An 18056-nucleotide genomic window follows, 5' to 3' on the forward strand; every position below is an offset into this window, starting at 1 on the left:
CAACAAGTATTAACTACACCTGCCTTTGCAGATGCATACCTGCTTTCTGCTTTATACTTCTGGCTTTGATCTGCGGAATAAAGAACAGCAGAATACCTACTGGCAAAAGTATACTTACGCCAAAAAGTAACTCGTTATAGTATGGCATTGCGCCAGCCTTAGCCCAGAACAGCGTACCCTGCAAAAAGAGCAATGTCTCGCTGCCAGCAAAGGCAAGTATAAACATGCCCATCCCCCATCGGCTTATCCTACTTTTTAAACTTAGCCAGCCCTGTTCCACAAAAAAAGAAAGTATAAAAAAGCTTACAAACCCGATAAGCACCAGGTGCAGGTAACCGATAATGAAGTGCCGTATTTTATAAGCCAGGTCGGCCATGTACGGAAAGGCTGTAGTAAATTGCATGACCGTCTTAAGTATAAATGCCAGCGCTGCCAGCAAAAGTATACTCCGGCTCCAGCCGTTAAACAAAGTATAAACCTGTTTGCGCAACGGCCAGAGTATAGCCACTAATAAACCCAATGCCAATACCTGCACAAAGGCAGCTGTACCTCCCATAAAGTACACCCAAGCGTCCGGCTTTATCCAAAGTATAGATAAAAGGTAAGCAGGCAAACAAGCCCAGAACATCAACCTGAAAAACAAACGGCCATACTTTATATTGAAGCTGATTTGGTAATGCTCCAGCATCCAGAACAGCAAGCCTAGCACCCCAAAGGTAAACCAGCCGTTGTACTGGAAATGCAGGTAAAAATAGATGGCGTTGTAGTATAACTGGCTGCCGCTATGTCCCAGCGCCATGATGGGTCCCATGGCCCACGGGCCCAACGAGGAAATGGCCAGAAAAAACAGCGAAGCCTTTACAAACAGAAAAGACAGCCGGTGTTTGCTCTTACTTACATTAGCCACTTTTGCATCTTCCAGGAACCGGTAAATAAACCAGTAACTGAGCAGAATATGTGCTGTAGAAAATGTGATCGAAACTGCCGCATAACCCTGCACCGGAAAGCTAAGCAGCATTCCCAGCACTGCACCCTGCGACAGCCAGAATTGCCAGGTATAGGTTTTTTTGTCCCGTAACTCAGGAGGCAGGAAAGTAACCAGCAGCGCAATAAAAAGCGCAGAGTACAGCCAACCCAACAGTGCCACATGCGAGTGTGCATGCAGCAGGTATTTAAAGTTAAGTTCTGCCACAGGAGCCACAAACATCCAGCGCAGCAACAAGCCCAGCACAGCTACAACCACCAGGTTTAGCAACGCAACCAGCAACCAATTGCGTTTTGAGTGGATGTTAAAAGTGTAATTCGGCACGTACTAAGAAACGGCTCCTTAAACCGTTAGTTCTGCTTTAGCTAAAGCCTGTTTTGTTAACTCCCACAGGTCTTGCTGCAAGGCGTTGCTGCGATCTTTGGCATACCACAGTTGCACTTGTTGCACCAGTTCTTCGTGGCCGGCTGTTGGGTTGGCAGCTTTAAACGCCACTACTTGCTCCTGTATAGCTTTTGGCCGTGAGCCCCAGGTAAACAGCCGTTCGCCAGATTCCGCATCAAGGCAGATTAGTTTAGGAATGGAGCGGCTTCCGTTGCTCAGGCAGGTATCCATCAGAGCCGGGTTCTCATCACGCAGTAAAACAGTGAGCTCAATACCTGGCACTTCTGCCGCGATTCCTGCCATGGCAGGCAATAGCTGCGCACCATCACCGCACCAGGCTTCTACCAATACCAGCCATTTCCAGTTTGGTTGATTTTGCTCGAGTAAGCTCTTCAGTTCCGGAAGTATGGCAAACTGCTTTTCTACACGCTTCATGCGCTGCAGGTTTAGCTTAGTAAAGCCTATCTTTTCCTCAGTCTGCTCATTTCCAGAGGTTTTTTCCTGCTCCACCAGTTGCTCTACCAGCTTTTTATATGCCTGGTAAGTAAGCGGTTTTACCAGTTTCTGCTCATGTATAGTCAGGGAATCCATAATGCAATAGTTGTTTATACAAGTTTAGCTTTATCAAATGCGCCATAAAATGACAAAAATCATATATAGGATTGATGCTACTCATTCAGCGACACCATCGGTTGCCCTACCTTGTGCCCACCTAAACAAGTAAATAACATCTGATGTCACAAACTGCACCACATACGTTTCACATACCTGTAATGGGTCTTGCTTTCTCTGTTGATTCGCCGCTTAAGGTAGCGCGTTTCGGTATCTCTTCTGTTGTATCGCTAAGCGACGATAGCCTGTTGGAGCATATGCGCCAGCACTACAGCCAGGTATACAACAAGCCATATACCCCTATCTCTGAGAAAGAAGAAGACTACCGCGCCAAGCGAGTATCGGCTTACTTAAACTTGCTGGATGAATTGGTAACACAGCAACTAGCCGAAATGCAGCAGCAGGAATTCACCCCCGAATCTGACTTGACGAAGTACTTTGAAATGCTACCAGAGAACTCTCCGCTGCGTGAGCAATACCTGGAGATGAAACAAACTACAGACCCGTTTTGGAGACAAAACCTGCAGGAGGAGCTTTGTGATGCTATGGTAGCCGGAAGTATAGATGTGAACATCATGACCAAGCTTGACAGGGCCAATTACGCCAAAAACGGAGAGCCGCTGCCACAAGAGTATTCTGACGCGCTGGCTGCCTTACGTGGTTTTGCCAACAGCACGGTGCGTTCTTCGGTTGTTTTCTCAGCTGGCATGAACATGCGTTTGTATGGGTATTCAGAAAACTTTGCGTGCTTTTACCCGGATGCATCAGGCTTTTTCGAAAAGAGGGTGATCATTAAAGTTAGTGATTACCGCTCAGCTATGGTGCAGGGTAAAATACTGGCTAAAAAAGGCATCTGGGTATCTGAGTTCAGGATTGAGTCCGGTTTAAACTGTGGTGGCCACGCCTTTGCTACCGACGGCTACCTGATAGGCCCGATTCTAGAAGAATTTAAGCAGAACCGGGAGGCGCTGCGCCTGGAACTGTATAGTTTGTTTAGCTCTGCGTTGGCTGCAAAAAACATACATGTTCCGTTAAACGTGCCGGCACAGCGCCTTACGGTGCAGGGCGGCATTGGTACCGCACAAGAACAGACGTTTTTACTGGAGCATTACGGCGCTGACGCCACAGGCTGGGGCACGCCTTTCCTGCTGGTACCGGAGGCCTCTACTGTAGACGAGCCAACCCTGCAACAGCTATCAGCTGCAAAAGCAGAGGACTTGTTCCTGAGCCCTATCTCGCCGCTTGGTGTGCCCTTTAACTCGATGCGAAATACTTCCAATGAACTGCTTAAAAAGGAACGTGCCGATAAAGGAAAACCAGGCAGCCCATGCGTAAAAAAACACTTGGTATCTAACACAGAGTTTACCGATGAGGCTATCTGCACGGCATCACGCAAGTACCAGCGCCGCAAACTGGAGCAACTACAGGCACAGGACCTGGACCCGATCACCTACTTTACAGAGGAAACTAAAATACTGGCAAAAGAATGCCTATGCGAAGGCTTGGCAAACTCTGCCATCCAGCTATACAATATCAGCAAAAAAGCGGCTACCAAAGCCATCTCTATTTGCCCTGGGCCGAACCTGGCTTACTTTTCAGGAGTGTTTAAACTGCAGGAAATGGTTGATCACATTTATGGCCGCTTTAACGCATTAAACAGCACTTATCGTCCGCACATGTTCGTAAATGAGTTAAGAATGTATGTGGATTACTGGCAGAAAAAGAAGGAAGAGCAACTGGATACGCTAACAGACAAGCAGTACAAATACCTGCAAAACTTCTGGGATAACCTGCAGCAGGGCATACAGTATTACAAACAACAACTGCCGGTTATCTTCAAAAACGAGCTGGAACGCCAGGTAATTATGCTGGATGAGTTACTGGAGGCCGAAGACCAACTAATGCTGGCAAAACTGGAGAAAGCCATAGCATAACCGATGACCAAAATAAGACTTACCCGCCTTTTTACGTTTGAGGCTGCTCATGCCCTGCAAGGCTACGACGGCCCCTGCCGTAACATTCACGGGCATTCTTACAAGTTACAGGTTACAATCATTGGTTTACCCATTATAAACGATGAGCATCCTAAAAACGGGATGGTGCTGGACTTCGGTGATCTGAAGCAGCTGGTGCAGGAAACTATACTTGAAGTGGTAGACCACGCCTTGCTCCTCCGAGCTGATAGCGACAAAGAGTTAGTAGAATCGCTGCGCAAACTACACCACAAGCTGCTGCTAACGCCCTACCAGCCAACCTGCGAAAACATGTTGATTGATTTTAAAACAAGGCTGCGGAAAGTAATACCGGCAAGTGTAGCGTTACATAGCCTGAAGTTATGGGAAACGCAGAATTCTTTTGCAGAATGGTATGCTTCGGATGAGGTGTAGATAGTATGATTGTATCTTTAAACAGCTCTGCTTAAGATTAGGCAGAGCTGTTTTGTTTATGGGTACTTCTGTTAGAATCAGGATTTACAAGTTTGCGGAAGATGAAAAGGATTGTCCTCAGCACTGGTTCCAACCACCCCTGCCCCTCCTTATCCAAGGAGGGGAGTTCTTTAACTACTCATTAATTTCCCTTGCGTTTAATTTACTCTATAGGATAATGAAGTATTTAATATTTATACCATGCTGCACAACCGCAAATACTTAAAAGAAAACAGGAAGGAGTTACGTAGTAGTTTAACTCCAGCCGAGGCTGAGTTGTGGAAGCATCTAAAAAGCGGTGGCTTGAAAGGCAGAAAGTTTAGGCGGCAGCATAGCGTCGGGAACTACATACTTGACTTTTACTGTCCATCAGAGCAATTAGCTATTGAACTGGATGGACAGGTGCACAATAACATCTCAGCGGAACATGCTGATCAGGAACGAGACGAATACCTTAATAACTTAAACATCCGGGTACTGCGCTTTGAGAATAAAGATGTGTTCGAGAACTTAGATGCTGTGCTACAGGAAATCAGCAATAGCTTCAGTAAGTAAAAGCTCCCCTCCTTGGATAAGGAGGGGCAGGGGTGGTTGGACCCGGTACAGCTGAGTTATTATGGTGCCTGAATACAAAACATTATAAACTTCATAAACAAAAAGCGCAAGGCCTAAACCCTGCGCTTTTAAAACACCAAAACACTTAATCCAATCCTGCCGCAGCAGGCACTTCTTTTGTTTACAAATCCCTCTTGCTAAAAACCCTTCTGGAGGCAAGTAACGGTACCAGCACCCACACTACCAACAGTCCGAAAGCCAATCCTATCCCCCACAAGCTACCCAATATACTTTTGTAAAGCGCACCAGTATAACCCATCAACGCCGACACATCCAGGTTCAGCAGCACGATAATCCGGCCCAGGTCAATCGGGTTAAGAGCGGTTAAGGCCAGTGTGGCACTCTCTAATGGGTAATCGCTGAAAGAGTAAAGTATAAACAGTACAATGCCGTCGTAGATCAGGGCAAAGTAAAACCACAGCAGCAGCGCAATGCCAATACCCTTGGCCTTATCTTTTGTAATAACAGATGCCAGAAAAGCCATTGCCACAAAAATGAAGGTGATGAACACACCGGTTAGCACCAGGTATAAACCAGTTATACTTGCCCCGAAAAGCAGTACCGGTATTCCCACACCAAGTATAAATGCACCGGACAGCGAGCAGGCCACACCCAGGTACTCGCTCATGAATATCTTTTTGCGGTTAATAGGCTGTGCCACCAGCAGCTCCATAAACTCATAAGAGTTGTAAAAATGCGTAGTCGCAAACACAATGCTTATTAGCGGCACCGTTAGCAGGATCAGGTTAAGGAGGCTAAGTATGGCTTTGTCAGGGTTGCCTCCCAGGTTAAATAAACCAACAGATAGTAGCAGCAAAAACAACGTATAAGCCAGTACTATTTTGTTCCGGATGATGTCGTAAAAAACGTATTTTATGATCTTGTTCATGGCTTAGTCCTCCTCATTCATAATTTTAGCTATGGCTCTGCTCAGGCGTTCCTCGTTGGTGTGGGCTTTTATACTTGCTATCGTCTCGTGGAATTTCAACTGTCCATCCATCAGGCACATCACTTCATCAGCCACTTCTTCTACTTCACTCATTATATGCGACGTGATAAGTATAAGCTTGCCCTTTTTCTTCTCCTTCAGGATCTTGCACTTCAGAATTTCTGCGGATATCGGGTCTAGGCCGGCTGTTGGCTCATCGAGTATAAGTATCTGAGGGTTAAACATGAAGGCCAGCGCGGCGCTTACTTTCTGCTTCGTACCACCGGATAAGGCGCCCATGCGTTTCTCATACATTCCTTTTAGGCCATACAATCCAATTAGCTCCTCGTCCACTTCCTGCACATCTTTGCGGATGTCCCGTATCATGCCTATCACCTGCCTGATTTTCATGTTCTCGGGGTAACGGCCTATCTGGGGCATGTACCCTATCTGGCTGCGATAAGCGTGTTGTCCAAGTATACTTTCGCCATTTATTTTTATATCGCCGCCATCAGGTAATACCATGCCTAGTATGCATTTGCTCATGGTGGTTTTGCCAGAGCCGTTCGGGCCGATAACAGACACCACTCTGCCAGCGTCGAAGCTAACGTTTACGTTTCTGAGCACCGGCAGCTTACCGTACGATTTGCGTAAGTTTTCTATCTTTATCATGATCAATCTTCCTCATCAATGGTTGTTCATCTACCAGGTTTTCTGGTATAAAACTCGGCAGCACTTTCTCTATACTATCCATCAGGTCTACCATAAAGCTGCGCATAAACATAACCGAAGGAGGTACTTTTTCTACCAGCATAGCATATAAACTCACCGGACGGTAAGGCACATCTCCCACTTTATCTTTATTCAAGTCGTAGCCACTATACTTGTCCCAGTAGTTGTTCTCGAAATGGTTTAAGGTAGAGTTGCCGTTGGTGCTTATGTCAAAAGAGTTTCCGGTAAAGTTGTTTAGCTTAAAGGTATCGTCCATGCAGCTGCTCAGCAGTCTTATAGCCCAGCCGTTGCGGTCAAAATCGTTTCGCTGTATATCCAGGCGGCTGGAGCTTTCCATGTAAATACCGGTGGTGTTTCTCCGGAATGTGTTGTTGTAGATTACGCTGTTGGTGATCTCCTTCAGCAACAGGCCATAAGCTGCGGCACCCCAGTTTCCTTCAAAGGTATTGTGTTCCATCCGGATGTCTCGGGTATACATTACTGCCACTCCTGCCCCGTTTCTTCGGAAGATATTGTGGGTATACACGTTCCTGTCGGAGAACATAAAGTGCAGGCCGTAGCGCAGGTTGTTCTCGCTCAGGTTATCTTTTACCTCACTGTCTTTTACAAATTCCAGGTAAATGCCGTCGCGGTGGCCCTGCACTTTGTTGTTGCTTATTACAGCATTGTCGCAGTACCACAAGTGTATGGCATTGCCCAGCGATGATTCATTAAGCCCGGTTACGTCCTTGCCTGTTACTACATTTCCCTTTATCACGCAGTTGTCTGAGTTTTGCAGGTAAATGCCAAAGTATGCGTTCAGAATGGTGTTGTTCAGGATGCGGACATTGCTACGCTCAATTACACGTATGGCGGCATCGTCGCGGGTGTAGCTGGTGGCGATGTTTTTGATGGTCAGGCCTTCTATGGTTACATTGTCTGAAGTAACGGTAAAGATCTGTCCTTTATAGTTTCCGTCTATTACCGGGTTGTTTCTGCCAAGTATGGTTAACGGCTTGTTGATTTCTATTCCATATTCCTTGTATACGCCGCCCTCTATCAGCACCGTATCGCCAGGTTTTGCCTGTTTTACGGCCTGCTTTACCGAAGTATAGCTGCAGGATTTGCACACTTTTAGTGTACTGCCATAGGCAAGGGGGGCCAGCAGCAGCAGCACCAAAGCGGCAACTATAAAAATGATATGTTTACTCAGGTCTTTCATTATTCTGAACGGCTTTTATTGCTTCGTTCCAGGTTAACAGGCGGCCACCTATCTCCTGCTGCATTTTTGTAGCAGCGGCTTTGTCGGCAACGGCAGTTAGGTACATGCCCATAGGGCTAGGCAGGGCTTTGGCCTGCAAAAAGTGCGCATCCTTTGCGCTTATCAATTCATTCGGGTTGGTATAATCTGTTACCAGCAAAAACGCTGCTTTATCTGCCTGTTCTGGCTGCTCGTTTACATAGGCCATCAGGCATTCCGCTGAATCGAAAAAGTATAGTTTACCTTTGTCATTCACCAGTTCTGCACCGTAGCGGTTATCGGCCACCGTCATGTTGCAATGGGCACAGTTGGCCTGGCCATAGGCAATTGGTTTGGGCTCCGGTGTACAGCTAACCAGCAAGATCAGCAGCGGAAGGCAAAAGATGCTAAGTATAGTTTTCATGCTAATGCGCGTTTAGTTTTGGATGCCTGTTTTTGCGTGGTAGTATGCCGGCTAAGAAAGTACACGGCCAGCGAAAGCACTATACCCAATAAGATACCCAGGCTTCCTAAAGCTGGTAAAGAAAGTGCATCAAAGTTGAGCAGGGTTTTGTTGCCCAGCAAAGGTGGAATATAGGTCATGCCCGGAACTTTGATCGGAGCCATTGGATCCAGGTTTGTGCCGAACTTAACCAGCCACAGGTAAAAATCAAGTATACCGGCGGCACCACTCAACATTAGCAATCCACTCCAGCCCATCACCAGTTTTCTTTTACCGATCAGGGCTACCAACACACCTGTTATCATAAAGAAGATAACTATGTAAGGCATGTACTGCAACTCGGCAAATGACTCAGCGTGTATAGGTTCCATACCGATGTAGTGGTTCAGGATATTGAAGTTCTGAAGCACATGGTCGGAGCTGCCACCAAGTTTATTTACCCAGATATGCAGTTCCAGTCCTTCGGGATATTGTGGGGCCTTGAGGTAGATCTTCCACATCGGAAACATAAACAACAAGCCAAGAGATAATGCTGCCACAATCATCAGCACTTTTTGGTAAGCTTTCATCCTTGTATGGGTTAAGGTGAAATGATTTTGAGTTGGTGAGGGTTAATTTTGCTTCCTCAAACGATTATCATCCCCCTACCCCCTTCTAAGGGGGACATTCTGGAAATGTAAATCTCAAAAGTATAGAAACCCGCAACTCAGGTTAAATAACCAGCGGAGGTTGCCGGGGCTTCCTCCGCTGGTTTTTCAGTAAGGCCTTATTTGGCAGAAGCTACTGGTGCCTGTTTCTTTTTACCTGTTGAGAAGGTAATCGGAACGTTAGATCCTTTTGGAGATACTCTGATGTATCCCTGCATTTCCTGGTGCAGCGCAGAGCAGAAGTCTGTGCAGTAGAACGGATACACGCCGGCTTTCTTAGGCATCCACTTCAGGGTTTGTGTAGCGCCTGGCATGATCAGGGTTTCCGCGTTGTTAGCTCCCATTACCGCGAATCCGTGTGGTACGTCCCAGTCTTGCTCCAGGTTAGTTACGTGAAAGTATACTGTATCCCCTACTTGCACGCCTTCAATGTTGTCAGGTGTCATGTGGCTTCGGATGGCTGTCATTTTTATGCGCACCACGTTTTTGCCTTCACGCTTCACACTTGCCTCACTCTCTTTCTTCGTAGCGTGTGGGTGGTTGTTCTCATCAAGCTTAAAGAACTTCACACTCTTAGGTGCAACCAGGTCCGCTTTAATGGCCTGTGCGTAGTGCGGCTCAGCCACCGTAGGGAAGTCTAGGAGCATTTTCATTTTCTCACCAGAGATATCGATCAGCTGTGCAGAGTGTGCTAGTTCTGGGCCAGTTGGCAGGTAGCGGTCTTTGGTAATCTTGTTCATCGCCACCAGGTATTTGCCATAAGGCTCTTTTGTATCGCCACCCGGAATCATTAAGTGACCAACTGAGTAGTATACCGGCATTCTGTCTACTACTGTAAAGTCGCTTAGTTTCCACTTCACCACCTCAGAAGACACAAACATAGAAGTATACGCGTTGCCTTTGCCATCGAACTCTGTGTGCAATGGTCCTAAGCCTGGCTCTTTTACCTCAGCCTTCAGCACAGACTCATACTTAAGCACTGGGATACCGTTTTTCTCGCCGTCGAACTGTTTATTTTTGATGGCTGCCTGCATTTTTGAGAAAGAGAACACCGGAATAGCTGAGGCAAGTTTACCGCTTACTACCATGTACTCACCAGTTGGATCTACGTCGATACCGTGTGGTGATTTAGGAGCTGGCAACAGATACATCATACCAGGGCACTCTTCTGGCAACAGGTAACGCACTTTCTTCTTCACAGTAGATTTAGCGATGTGCGAGTTCTTGTCCATTTTGTTGTGGTAGTAGTTGGCCGGCATTTCGCGCGCTTTGCCTTCTTTGGCATACTTAGCGGCTAATTTCCAGTTTACTGCTGCCAGGTAGTCTTTATCGTTCTGAGAGGCGCCTACTTCTTTCAAAGTACCGGATTTCTCAGAGTTATAAGTTGTAAAGAACACCCAGTCTTCAGACGGGCCTTTGCCGCCGTTAGCTAAGTCGTAGTCGAAACCAGGAACCAGGATCTGGAAATCAAGGTCCATGTCGCCTTTTTCAGGGTCTACTTTGATAAAGGAGATAGAGCCACGGAATTCTTCCTCATACTTGTCCAGGGCAACGTCGCCGGTTCCGCCTTTCATATCCAGGGGTACAGAGAAACGTGTACCAGCAATTACGTACTCGTTGTTGTTGGTTGGGTATGGAGAGCAGTGATTACCAGCCGAGTTCGGAATCTCCATGATCTCTACTGTTTCAAATGTGGTCAGGTCGATGCGGGCCACACGCGGTGTGTTGTTACCATTTACGAATAACCAGCGTCCGTCAGTCTGTCCATTTGTGCGAGACAATTTTGGGTGGTGCAGGTCGTCCCAAGGCACAAAACCATGTGATGTGTTCAGCATAGCTTTAGACTCTTCGCTGTAGCCGTAGCCGTTCTCGCCGTGCTGTGTAAATACCGGGATAATCTTTAGCAGTCGGCCGGAAGGAATACCGTAAACAGACACCTGCCCGTTAAAGCCACCTGACAGGAAAGAATAAAGCTCATCGTGCTTGCCCGGGGCCACATATACTGCAGAGGCAGCATCCGATGAAAGAGCTGTGGCAGTTGCGCCGGCAGTATCTCCTCCGGCTATTTTACTACATCCCTGTAGCGCTGCGCCAGCTACTACTGCCATTAACAAGGCAGCTTTAGGGGCGGCTTTTCTGAATTTAGTGATCAGAGTTTCCATAAATGTATGGTTTGAGTAGATGTTTACCTTATATTGACTTATCGTTTTGTCTCAGGAACTCCAGTATTGCTCTGGCATCCTGCTCATTCACATTCTGGTTGGTCATCTGTGTTAAGTGCTCAGCCAGCAGTTTTTTTGCAGTAGGGTCTTTCTTGGTCATTTCCTCCGGGTTAATGATCATGTTCATCACCCACTCAGGTTTGCGGATCTCAGTTACATTGGCTAAACCAGGGCCTACAACTTTCTGGTCTGATAACTGGTGGCAGGCTGAACATTTACCCTCGAAAATTGATTTTCCTTCGGTGGCAAGCGCCTGGTCGATGTCTGCCCCTACTTCTACTGTTTTCACAGGGCCTATTCCTTTGCCATCATCTTCTACTGGTGCTTCAGGGGCCTGGTGCGCCAATCCGCTTTCTGCCTGAGTACTTGCTGTATTTTCGTTTTCGCCAGATGAGCAGCTAAATAGTAGCGTGCCACAAAGTATAGCCACTGCACCCAGCTGCACAGGCTTAAGCAATCCATTTCTAAGTATGCTGCTTACTTGTTTGCTCTTATTTTTCATGGTTATCAGTAATTAAAGTATTGACGAATTGAGTTTTTGGTGATTGTTACTGAAGCAAAAGTATGGCTGATACCTGAGGGATTAAAAGACCTTTATCTCTTTTACTCATGACCTTTGTCATTTTCCTGCAACCATTGCGCGACGACCTTTGAGCCATACTTTAGGGAAAGAGATGAAACGGATTATCTGGATATTGCTTTTTATAAGTGCTGTAGCTCAGCCAATGAGCAAGACGGGCATTTATATGCTGTTCCAGGCGAACCGTACCTATATTTCTTCTGCACTGTGTGAGCAACGCCAGATACCGGCATCGACCTGCCAAGGCAAGTGCTTCCTTAAAAAAGAGCTTACAAAAGAATCTGAAAGAGAAAAACAGCTACCGAGTGGCAAGCATGCCGCAACTGATCTTATTGTAGTAGCACCAGCCATTACAATAAGTATACCCTGCCTGGAAAGTACAGCTAAGAAAAAGTATAGCAACTATACTCCAGGCTTTTATCCAACGGTAACTCACAGCATCTTCCACCCACCTCAACTCCTGACTTAAATCTTTGCATTACCTGCCCTTGCGGCATCACTACATTATTTATACTATCAAAGAATTTAAGTCATGAAAAAGTTAATTTTACTCGCTATAGCCCTTTTATCTATAAACATCAGCAGCTACGCCTGTGATAAAGGCTGCACCATGGGCGGCAGCTACTTTGGCATTCTGCCACAGTTCCATAAGAATTTTGCCGGCTTGCGTTACAGCACCCGCGCCTATACCATTACCTCGACTCACGGAGACCACACTGTAATTACCGACGAGCGCTTTGCCACAACTGAACTTTGGGGACGTTTTGTGCCTGTAAAAAACGTGCAGGTGTTTGCCTTTGTACCATACTTAAACAACGAGCAGAGCAGCGAACACGGCACAATTAAAACAAATGGCTTCGGTGATGCCACTCTGATGGCTAACTACAACCTGCTTAACACCGGCGACAGCCTGCGCCATACTTTAAAACACTCGTTGCAGTTAGGTGGAGGCATTAAACTGGCAACCGGCGCATTCCAGCAAAGCCAACACGAAAAGGTATTACCAATAAACATGCAACCCGGCACCGGCAGCACCGACTACCTTGTAAACGGAATTTATACTATACGCTACAAACAGCTGGGCCTGAGCAATGATGTTACTTACCGCTCCAATTCCGAGAACAAAGATGGCTACAAGTTCGGAGACCGCATCAGCGCTTCTTCTAACCTGTTCTACTGGCAGAATGTGAAATCTATTGCCCTGTTACCTAGTGCGGGTATTTACTACGAGCATGCAAAAGGCGATGAGATAAACGGCGTTGCAAATGCACAGAAAGGCGGCGAATCATACTTCGGTAATGTGGGCCTTAGCACCTATATCAGGAACGTGGCAGTAAGCGGCACCCTGCAACTGCCCATCAGCAGCACAGAAGAGTATCATGCGACCAAAGGCAACACCAGAAGTATGGTAAGCGTGACTTATATGTTTTAAAGTATAGTAAGCTTACTCCAAGCTAAGGCAAACAAGCTTAAACCTAGAAGGCGCACTCGTAAAACGAGAAACCTTATGCATCTAAGTAAAAGGCAGCACACTTTATGAGTGGGCTGCCTTTTTGCAATTTCAAGCTGTATTTTCTACAAGTATAAAAACCGCTTCTTTGCTTCCTCTTCCAGCCTGTCTCGGTGGTCGGGGTGCGCGATGCTGATAAGCGCCTTAGCACGCTGCCTCAGGTTTTTACCATACAAATAAGCCACGCCATACTCTGTTACCACATAATGCACGTGCGCCCTGGTAGTTACCACGCCAGCCCCTTCGTTTATAAAAGGCGTAATGCGTGATATTCCTTTTGCCGTAACAGATGGCAAGGCAAGTATAGGTTTGCCTCCTTCCGATAAAGCAGCACCACGCATAAAGTCCATCTGGCCGCCGATTCCCGAAAACTGGTACGTGCCGATAGAGTCTGAAACTACCTGGCCGGTTAAATCTATCTCGATGGCGCTGTTGATGGCCGTTACTTTAGGGTTTGTGCGGATAACAGACACATCATTCACATAGTCTGTGCGCAACATCGTGATAAGAGGATTATCATCTATAAAATCGTAGAGTTTGCGGTTTCCAACAATAAAGCCTGTGGCAATACGACCCGGGTGTTTTGTTTTATGCTCGTTAGTAATAATGCCTTTTTCCACCAGCGGTAAAATTCCGTTTGAAAACATTTCGGTATGAATCCCCAGTCCTTTATGGTTAGTCAGGTTGCTGAGTACTGCATCTGGAATTCCGCCGATTCCCATTTGCAAAGTGGCACCATCCTCTACCAGCTCCGCGATATACTCTCCTATTCGTTGTTCTGTAGCAGTTATTTTCTGGCTATAATCTACTTCTGGCAGCGGTTCGTTTACCTCTACCATCGCATCAAAACGGCGGGTATGTATCTGCGCCTCGCCATGTGTGCGCGGCATCTGCGGGTTTACCTGGGCAATTACATGTTTGGCGCTTATCACAGCCTCCCGGGCTATATCTACCGATACACCCAAAGAGCAGAAGCCATGCCTGTCCGGTGGCGATACATGCACAATGGCCACATCTAAAGGCATGATACCGCAGCGAAATATGTGCGGTATTTCGCTCAGGAAAATAGGCACGTAATCTCCGCGGCCACTATTTACAGCCTCGCGCACATTAGCTGACACAAACAGCGAGTTGATAAAAAACGAGTCCTTGAAACGTTCTTCTGCAAGGGGCATTTCACCAAACGTACTTATACTTACGATTTCAACATTGCGCAACTCACCCGCTCTTTCTGAAAGCTTTTGAATCAGGTATTGTGGAGTGGCAGCGCTACCGTGTAAAAATACTCTGTCGCCGGACTTGATCACAGACAGCGCCTCTTCGGCACTCAGGTAATTTGGTTTTTTATCAGCCATACTTGCTTCTTGTGTGCGGTTATACTTTATAGAATCCTGTTAAGGCATTTGCATCAGCACCTACTTACTTAATACAATTGCACAGGGTTTAATTTGCTTCTGAAAGGGCTGCAAGTTTAAAAGTATGAAGCTGTTAAAAAATGAGTTTCAGCAGCTTTTAAGATGATCTGTAAACGGCGCTATACTTATTGCAGACTTCCAATGTATGAACTATCAGCAGAAAAGTATAGCCCAGCCCTCTCCTGTTTCAGTATATATGTCTCCCTCATCAACATATAAAAAAAAGTCCCTACCGTTGAGCAGGGACTTTAAACTATTTAGCTACGGTACGTTCAATTTCCCGCAGGTTTTCCATTTTCTTGTTTCGCAGGAATCCGTTGATGTCTTCGAAGTGCTCTCTGATACGCTTGTTTCCAAACTCGAACACTTTATTAGCCAATCCGTCCAGGAAATCCCTATCGTGGGACACAAGTATAAGTGTACCATCGAAAGCACGTAGGGCATCTTTCAGGATATCTTTTGTCTTGATGTCGAGGTGGTTAGTAGGTTCGTCAAGTATAAGCAGGTTAACCGGCTGCAGTAATAGCTTGATCATGGCCAGACGTGTTTTCTCGCCGCCTGATAGTACTTTCACTTTTTTATCGATTGTTTCCCCGCTGAACATGAATGCACCTAGTAAATCCTTTACCCTGGTACGGGCATCACCTACGGCAATCTCATCTATGGTCTGGAAAACGGTTAGTTCGCCATCCAAAAGGGCAGCCTGGTTTTGGGCAAAGTAACCTATCATGCAATTATGCCCCAGTTGCAGCTTCCCGTCAAAGTCGATCTCGCCCATAATGGCTTTCACCAGCGTAGATTTTCCTTCGCCGTTCTTTCCTACAAAAGCAATTTTCTCTCCACGCTCAATGGTTAGTGAGGCATCCTTAAAAACTGTGTAGTCGCCATACTTTTTGGTAAGCTCTTCGGCAATTACAGGGTAGTTACCAGAACGAGGCGCCGGCGGAAATTTAAGGTTCAGGGCAGAAGTATCCACTTCGTCCACCTCCACAATCTCCATCTTCTCCAGCATTTTAACGCGCGACTGTACCTGTAGCGTTTTAGAATATGTACCCTTAAAACGATCAATAAAAGTCTGTATCTCGGCTATTTCTTTCTGCTGGTCGTCGTACTGCTTTTGCTGTTGCTCGCGGCGCTCTTTGCGCAGTTGTAAATATTGGCTATATGGTACTTTGTAGTCGTAAATGCGGCCCATTGTTACTTCAATGGTGCGGTTGGTGATATTGTCTACAAAGGTTTTATCGTGCGAGATCACGATCACGGCCTTGGCATTGTTCACCAGGAAATCTTCGAGCCACTGAATGGACTCAATGTCGAGGTGGTTGGTAGGCTCATCGAGCAGAATAAGATCAGGTTGCTGTAACAGAATCTTAGCCAGTTCGATGCGCATGCGCCAACCGCCGCTAAATTCGCTGGTCGATCTTGTGAAATCCTCTCTTGTAAAGCCCAGGCCTTTCAGGGTTTTCTCTACTTCGGCATCAAAGTTAACCTCTTCAATAGAGTAGTACTTCTCTCCTAGTTCTGATACCTGCTCAATTATCTTGTAATACTCGTCAGAATCGTAGTCGGTGCGGGTTTCCAGTTCAGCGTTCAGGGCGTCCATCTGCTTTTTCATGTCCAGCACTTTGGCAAACGCCTTCGATGCCTCTTCGAACACGGTACAGTTATCTTCGGTAAGCAAATGCTGCGGCAGGTAAGCTATCACGGCCTCTTTCGGCGCCGATACTTTACCTCGTGTTGGCTTGCTAACGCCTGCAATTATCTTTAGCAGGGTAGATTTTCCTGCCCCGTTCTTGCCCATCAGGGCTATCCGGTCGTTTTCGTTTATGTTAAAGGCAACATTGCTGAATAGCGCCGAACCATTAAACTCAACGCTTACCGCATCAACTGAAATCATATCGTAAATTTTAAAGCTGCAAAGATAAAGGAATTCCGGTTGCTGTAATGCCTAAAGCATCCGGAGATTATACTTTTAGGGGTAAACTATCGGTCTGCTTGTTGAGTTCATACTTGCAGCAATAACCACATCACGACTCCATCGTTAAAGGAAAAATTGCCAAAACACTACATTTTCCAATCTTTATACATAAGCTATGCCACACATTGCCATCATCTCCTCCAGCGTGCGCACAGGTCGCAACACACATCGGGTAGCCCTGTTCTTTCAAAAGTATATTACCGATAACAATCTTGCCACCGCCGAAATACTGGACCTGAAAGAGTATAACTTTCCTATTTTTGAGGAACGCCTAAAGTTTCAGGAGGAGCCATCCAAAAAAACACAGGAGTTTGCAGATAAGATTGCGAATGCAGACGGTGTAATCATTGCTACTCCGGAGTATAACGGCGGTTACCCTGCCAGCCTCAAAAATGTAGTAGACCTGCTGTATGATGAATGGCATCGTAAACCGATCGGACTTGCAACAGTCTCAGCAGGTCCATTTGGAGGCATGCAAGTAATGCGCGCACTGCAGTTTTCGCTCTGGAAAATGCATGCATGGGTAGTGCCAGCCATGTTTCCGGTACCTAAAGTAGCAAGCAACTACGACGAAGAAGGCAACCCCACCGATAAAGAAGGCACAGAGAAACGAGCAAAAAGTTTGATGGATGAAATGCTTTGGTGCATAGAGGCAAAAAGGAAAATGGAGCAGGAAAAATCTTAGGTGTTTAATACAAGTAATTTTCTAAATAAACAGTTGTAACTTCGTCTATCTCTAAGGGTAATTTAACTACAACAAAAAAGATGATTATTCATCAGAACAGCATCATAAAGCTGGAGTACAACCCAGCCACAGACATACTAGACGTTAAGTATCCTGACTTACAAAAATTTATGCTCCTGGAGATAAAAGAGAGCCTCAAACTATTGGTATCGACAGTCAGAAACTATGATGTGAAGCGCCTGCTACTGGATGCTAGTCATACTATAATTGAGATAAACGAGGAGGAAAACAGAGAACTTACCTTTTATTTAGCAACTGAGCTTTCCAAAACACGGTTACAAAAGCTTGCCCGCATAAAACCTGCTGACCCAAATAAAGAAGCAAGGGCTCAGGAGAATATCAAGGAGATAGAGAAGTCAGGCACAATTCCCTTCTTGGTTCGTACCTTCTCAAGCAAAACAGAAGCTATTAACTGGCTAATAATTAAATAAGCATAACTAAAGTACTGTATTATATAACAGCAACCGACGCAGAAAAAGTGGATATGATGCACGGCTCTATGTTTATGTTACTTGTCTGTTTATAGAGCACAACTACGGTTATAGTGGCTGGGCCAACTTAGCAGAGGCAGCAGGCATACCTAGTTCTTATAATC

Annotated in this window: 18 protein-coding genes; 7 read left to right on the forward strand and 11 right to left on the reverse strand. The window is 46.1% G+C overall.

Features of this window, described 5'->3' with window-relative positions; genetic code table 11:
* Positions 1–13: 13 nt before the first annotated feature.
* Both WG943_RS01975 and WG943_RS01980 read right to left on the reverse strand, forming a co-directional pair.
* Positions 14–1309 (reverse strand): hypothetical protein, encoded by a 1296-nt coding sequence (locus WG943_RS01975; RefSeq protein ID WP_340406484.1) that lies wholly within the window; start codon positions 1307–1309, stop codon positions 14–16.
* An 18-nt stretch (positions 1310–1327) separates the two neighbouring features.
* Positions 1328–1960, reverse strand: coding sequence for a thioredoxin family protein (locus tag WG943_RS01980; protein ID WP_340406485.1), 633 nt, complete (start codon positions 1958–1960; stop codon positions 1328–1330).
* 143 nt (positions 1961–2103) lie between these two features.
* On the opposite strand from WG943_RS01980, the gene WG943_RS01985 reads away from it, so the two are divergent.
* The 3 genes from WG943_RS01985 (at position 2104) to WG943_RS01995 (ending at position 4962) form a co-directional block, all read left to right on the forward strand.
* A complete protein-coding gene (locus WG943_RS01985; protein WP_340406486.1) occupies positions 2104–3915 on the forward strand; it encodes a hypothetical protein in 1812 nt (603 codons plus the stop codon).
* Between the two features lie 3 nt (positions 3916–3918).
* Positions 3919–4368 carry a 6-pyruvoyl trahydropterin synthase family protein gene (locus WG943_RS01990; RefSeq protein WP_340406487.1) on the forward strand — a complete coding sequence of 150 codons (450 nt, stop codon included), beginning with the start codon at positions 3919–3921 and terminating at the stop codon, positions 4366–4368.
* 240 nt (positions 4369–4608) lie between these two features.
* Positions 4609–4962, forward strand: a complete 354-nt coding sequence (locus tag WG943_RS01995; protein WP_340406488.1) for an endonuclease domain-containing protein — start codon at positions 4609–4611, stop codon at positions 4960–4962.
* A gap of 181 nt (positions 4963–5143) precedes the next feature.
* Here the strand turns inward: WG943_RS01995 and WG943_RS02000 are convergent, their stop codons facing one another.
* The 7 genes from WG943_RS02000 to WG943_RS02030 form a co-directional block, all read right to left on the reverse strand.
* Positions 5144–5911 carry an ABC transporter permease subunit gene (locus WG943_RS02000; RefSeq protein ID WP_340406489.1) on the reverse strand — a complete coding sequence of 256 codons (768 nt, stop codon included), beginning with the start codon at positions 5909–5911 and terminating at the stop codon, positions 5144–5146.
* 3 nt (positions 5912–5914) lie between these two features.
* A complete protein-coding gene (locus WG943_RS02005; RefSeq protein ID WP_340406490.1) occupies positions 5915–6622 on the reverse strand; it encodes an ABC transporter ATP-binding protein in 708 nt (235 codons plus the stop codon).
* Positions 6585–7883, reverse strand: a complete 1299-nt coding sequence (locus WG943_RS02010) for a nitrous oxide reductase family maturation protein NosD (protein ID WP_340406492.1) — start codon at positions 7881–7883, stop codon at positions 6585–6587. Before WG943_RS02010 ends, WG943_RS02005 begins: the two co-directional genes overlap by 38 nt.
* A complete protein-coding gene (locus WG943_RS02015; protein WP_340406493.1) occupies positions 7867–8325 on the reverse strand; it encodes a nitrous oxide reductase accessory protein NosL in 459 nt (152 codons plus the stop codon). Before WG943_RS02015 ends, WG943_RS02010 begins: the two co-directional genes overlap by 17 nt.
* Entirely contained in the window at positions 8322–8933 is a 612-nt protein-coding gene (locus tag WG943_RS02020) for a hypothetical protein (RefSeq protein WP_340406495.1), read from the reverse strand. The genes WG943_RS02015 and WG943_RS02020 overlap by 4 nt, the downstream gene beginning before the upstream one ends.
* 197 nt (positions 8934–9130) lie before the next feature.
* Positions 9131–11173, reverse strand: a complete 2043-nt coding sequence (nosZ, locus tag WG943_RS02025) for a Sec-dependent nitrous-oxide reductase (RefSeq protein WP_340406496.1) — start codon at positions 11171–11173, stop codon at positions 9131–9133.
* A gap of 28 nt (positions 11174–11201) precedes the next feature.
* Positions 11202–11735 carry a cytochrome c gene (locus WG943_RS02030; RefSeq protein WP_340406498.1) on the reverse strand — a complete coding sequence of 178 codons (534 nt, stop codon included), beginning with the start codon at positions 11733–11735 and terminating at the stop codon, positions 11202–11204.
* A gap of 172 nt (positions 11736–11907) precedes the next feature.
* Here WG943_RS02030 and WG943_RS02035 point away from each other — a divergent pair, with 172 nt between their 5' ends.
* Together WG943_RS02035 and WG943_RS02040 are read left to right on the forward strand one after the other, a co-directional pair.
* A complete protein-coding gene (locus WG943_RS02035) occupies positions 11908–12282 on the forward strand; it encodes a hypothetical protein (protein WP_340406499.1) in 375 nt (124 codons plus the stop codon).
* 63 nt (positions 12283–12345) lie between these two features.
* Positions 12346–13245 (forward strand): hypothetical protein, encoded by a 900-nt coding sequence (locus tag WG943_RS02040; RefSeq protein WP_340406500.1) that lies wholly within the window; start codon positions 12346–12348, stop codon positions 13243–13245.
* 143 nt (positions 13246–13388) lie between these two features.
* On the opposite strand, the gene WG943_RS02045 is transcribed toward WG943_RS02040, so the two are convergent.
* Both WG943_RS02045 and WG943_RS02050 read right to left on the reverse strand, forming a co-directional pair.
* The gene (locus WG943_RS02045) at positions 13389–14678 is read right to left on the reverse strand and encodes an acetyl-CoA hydrolase/transferase family protein (protein ID WP_340406501.1); all 1290 of its coding nucleotides are present in this window, start codon (positions 14676–14678) and stop codon (positions 13389–13391) included.
* Positions 14679–14991: 313 nt separating this feature from the next.
* Positions 14992–16635 (reverse strand): ABC-F family ATP-binding cassette domain-containing protein, encoded by a 1644-nt coding sequence (locus tag WG943_RS02050; RefSeq protein WP_340406502.1) that lies wholly within the window; start codon positions 16633–16635, stop codon positions 14992–14994.
* A 196-nt stretch (positions 16636–16831) separates the two neighbouring features.
* Between WG943_RS02050 and WG943_RS02055 the strand changes: the two genes are divergently transcribed.
* Both WG943_RS02055 and WG943_RS02060 read left to right on the forward strand, forming a co-directional pair.
* Positions 16832–17401: an NADPH-dependent FMN reductase gene (locus WG943_RS02055; RefSeq protein ID WP_340406503.1), complete on the forward strand. Its 570-nt coding sequence runs from the start codon at positions 16832–16834 to the stop codon at positions 17399–17401.
* Positions 17402–17481: 80 nt separating this feature from the next.
* Positions 17482–17892 carry a hypothetical protein gene (locus WG943_RS02060; protein ID WP_340406504.1) on the forward strand — a complete coding sequence of 137 codons (411 nt, stop codon included), beginning with the start codon at positions 17482–17484 and terminating at the stop codon, positions 17890–17892.
* Positions 17893–18056: the final 164 nt, after the last annotated feature.

The sequence above is a fragment of the Pontibacter sp. H249 genome, assembly GCF_037892465.1.
Lineage (GTDB): Bacteria > Bacteroidota > Bacteroidia > Cytophagales > Hymenobacteraceae > Pontibacter.

What these genes read in the sequence shown, in the direction of transcription:
- WG943_RS01980 (WP_340406485.1), bottom strand. Translation starts at nt 1,960, where the DNA reads ATGGATTCCCTGACTATACATGAGCAGAAACTGGTAAAACCGCTTACT.
- WG943_RS02055 (WP_340406503.1), top strand. Translation starts at nt 16,832, where the DNA reads ATGCCACACATTGCCATCATCTCCTCCAGCGTGCGCACAGGTCGCAAC.
- WG943_RS01995 (WP_340406488.1), top strand. Translation starts at nt 4,609, where the DNA reads ATGCTGCACAACCGCAAATACTTAAAAGAAAACAGGAAGGAGTTACGT.
- WG943_RS01990 (WP_340406487.1), top strand. Translation starts at nt 3,919, where the DNA reads ATGACCAAAATAAGACTTACCCGCCTTTTTACGTTTGAGGCTGCTCAT.
- WG943_RS02020 (WP_340406495.1), bottom strand. Translation starts at nt 8,933, where the DNA reads ATGAAAGCTTACCAAAAAGTGCTGATGATTGTGGCAGCATTATCTCTT.
- WG943_RS02030 (WP_340406498.1), bottom strand. Translation starts at nt 11,735, where the DNA reads ATGAAAAATAAGAGCAAACAAGTAAGCAGCATACTTAGAAATGGATTG.
- WG943_RS02015 (WP_340406493.1), bottom strand. Translation starts at nt 8,325, where the DNA reads ATGAAAACTATACTTAGCATCTTTTGCCTTCCGCTGCTGATCTTGCTG.
- WG943_RS02000 (WP_340406489.1), bottom strand. Translation starts at nt 5,911, where the DNA reads ATGAACAAGATCATAAAATACGTTTTTTACGACATCATCCGGAACAAA.
- WG943_RS01985 (WP_340406486.1), top strand. Translation starts at nt 2,104, where the DNA reads ATGTCACAAACTGCACCACATACGTTTCACATACCTGTAATGGGTCTT.
- nosZ (WP_340406496.1), bottom strand. Translation starts at nt 11,173, where the DNA reads ATGGAAACTCTGATCACTAAATTCAGAAAAGCCGCCCCTAAAGCTGCC.
- WG943_RS02010 (WP_340406492.1), bottom strand. Translation starts at nt 7,883, where the DNA reads ATGAAAGACCTGAGTAAACATATCATTTTTATAGTTGCCGCTTTGGTG.
- WG943_RS02005 (WP_340406490.1), bottom strand. Translation starts at nt 6,622, where the DNA reads ATGATAAAGATAGAAAACTTACGCAAATCGTACGGTAAGCTGCCGGTG.
- WG943_RS02060 (WP_340406504.1), top strand. Translation starts at nt 17,482, where the DNA reads ATGATTATTCATCAGAACAGCATCATAAAGCTGGAGTACAACCCAGCC.
- WG943_RS02040 (WP_340406500.1), top strand. Translation starts at nt 12,346, where the DNA reads ATGAAAAAGTTAATTTTACTCGCTATAGCCCTTTTATCTATAAACATC.
- WG943_RS02035 (WP_340406499.1), top strand. Translation starts at nt 11,908, where the DNA reads ATGAAACGGATTATCTGGATATTGCTTTTTATAAGTGCTGTAGCTCAG.
- WG943_RS02050 (WP_340406502.1), bottom strand. Translation starts at nt 16,635, where the DNA reads ATGATTTCAGTTGATGCGGTAAGCGTTGAGTTTAATGGTTCGGCGCTA.
- WG943_RS02045 (WP_340406501.1), bottom strand. Translation starts at nt 14,678, where the DNA reads ATGGCTGATAAAAAACCAAATTACCTGAGTGCCGAAGAGGCGCTGTCT.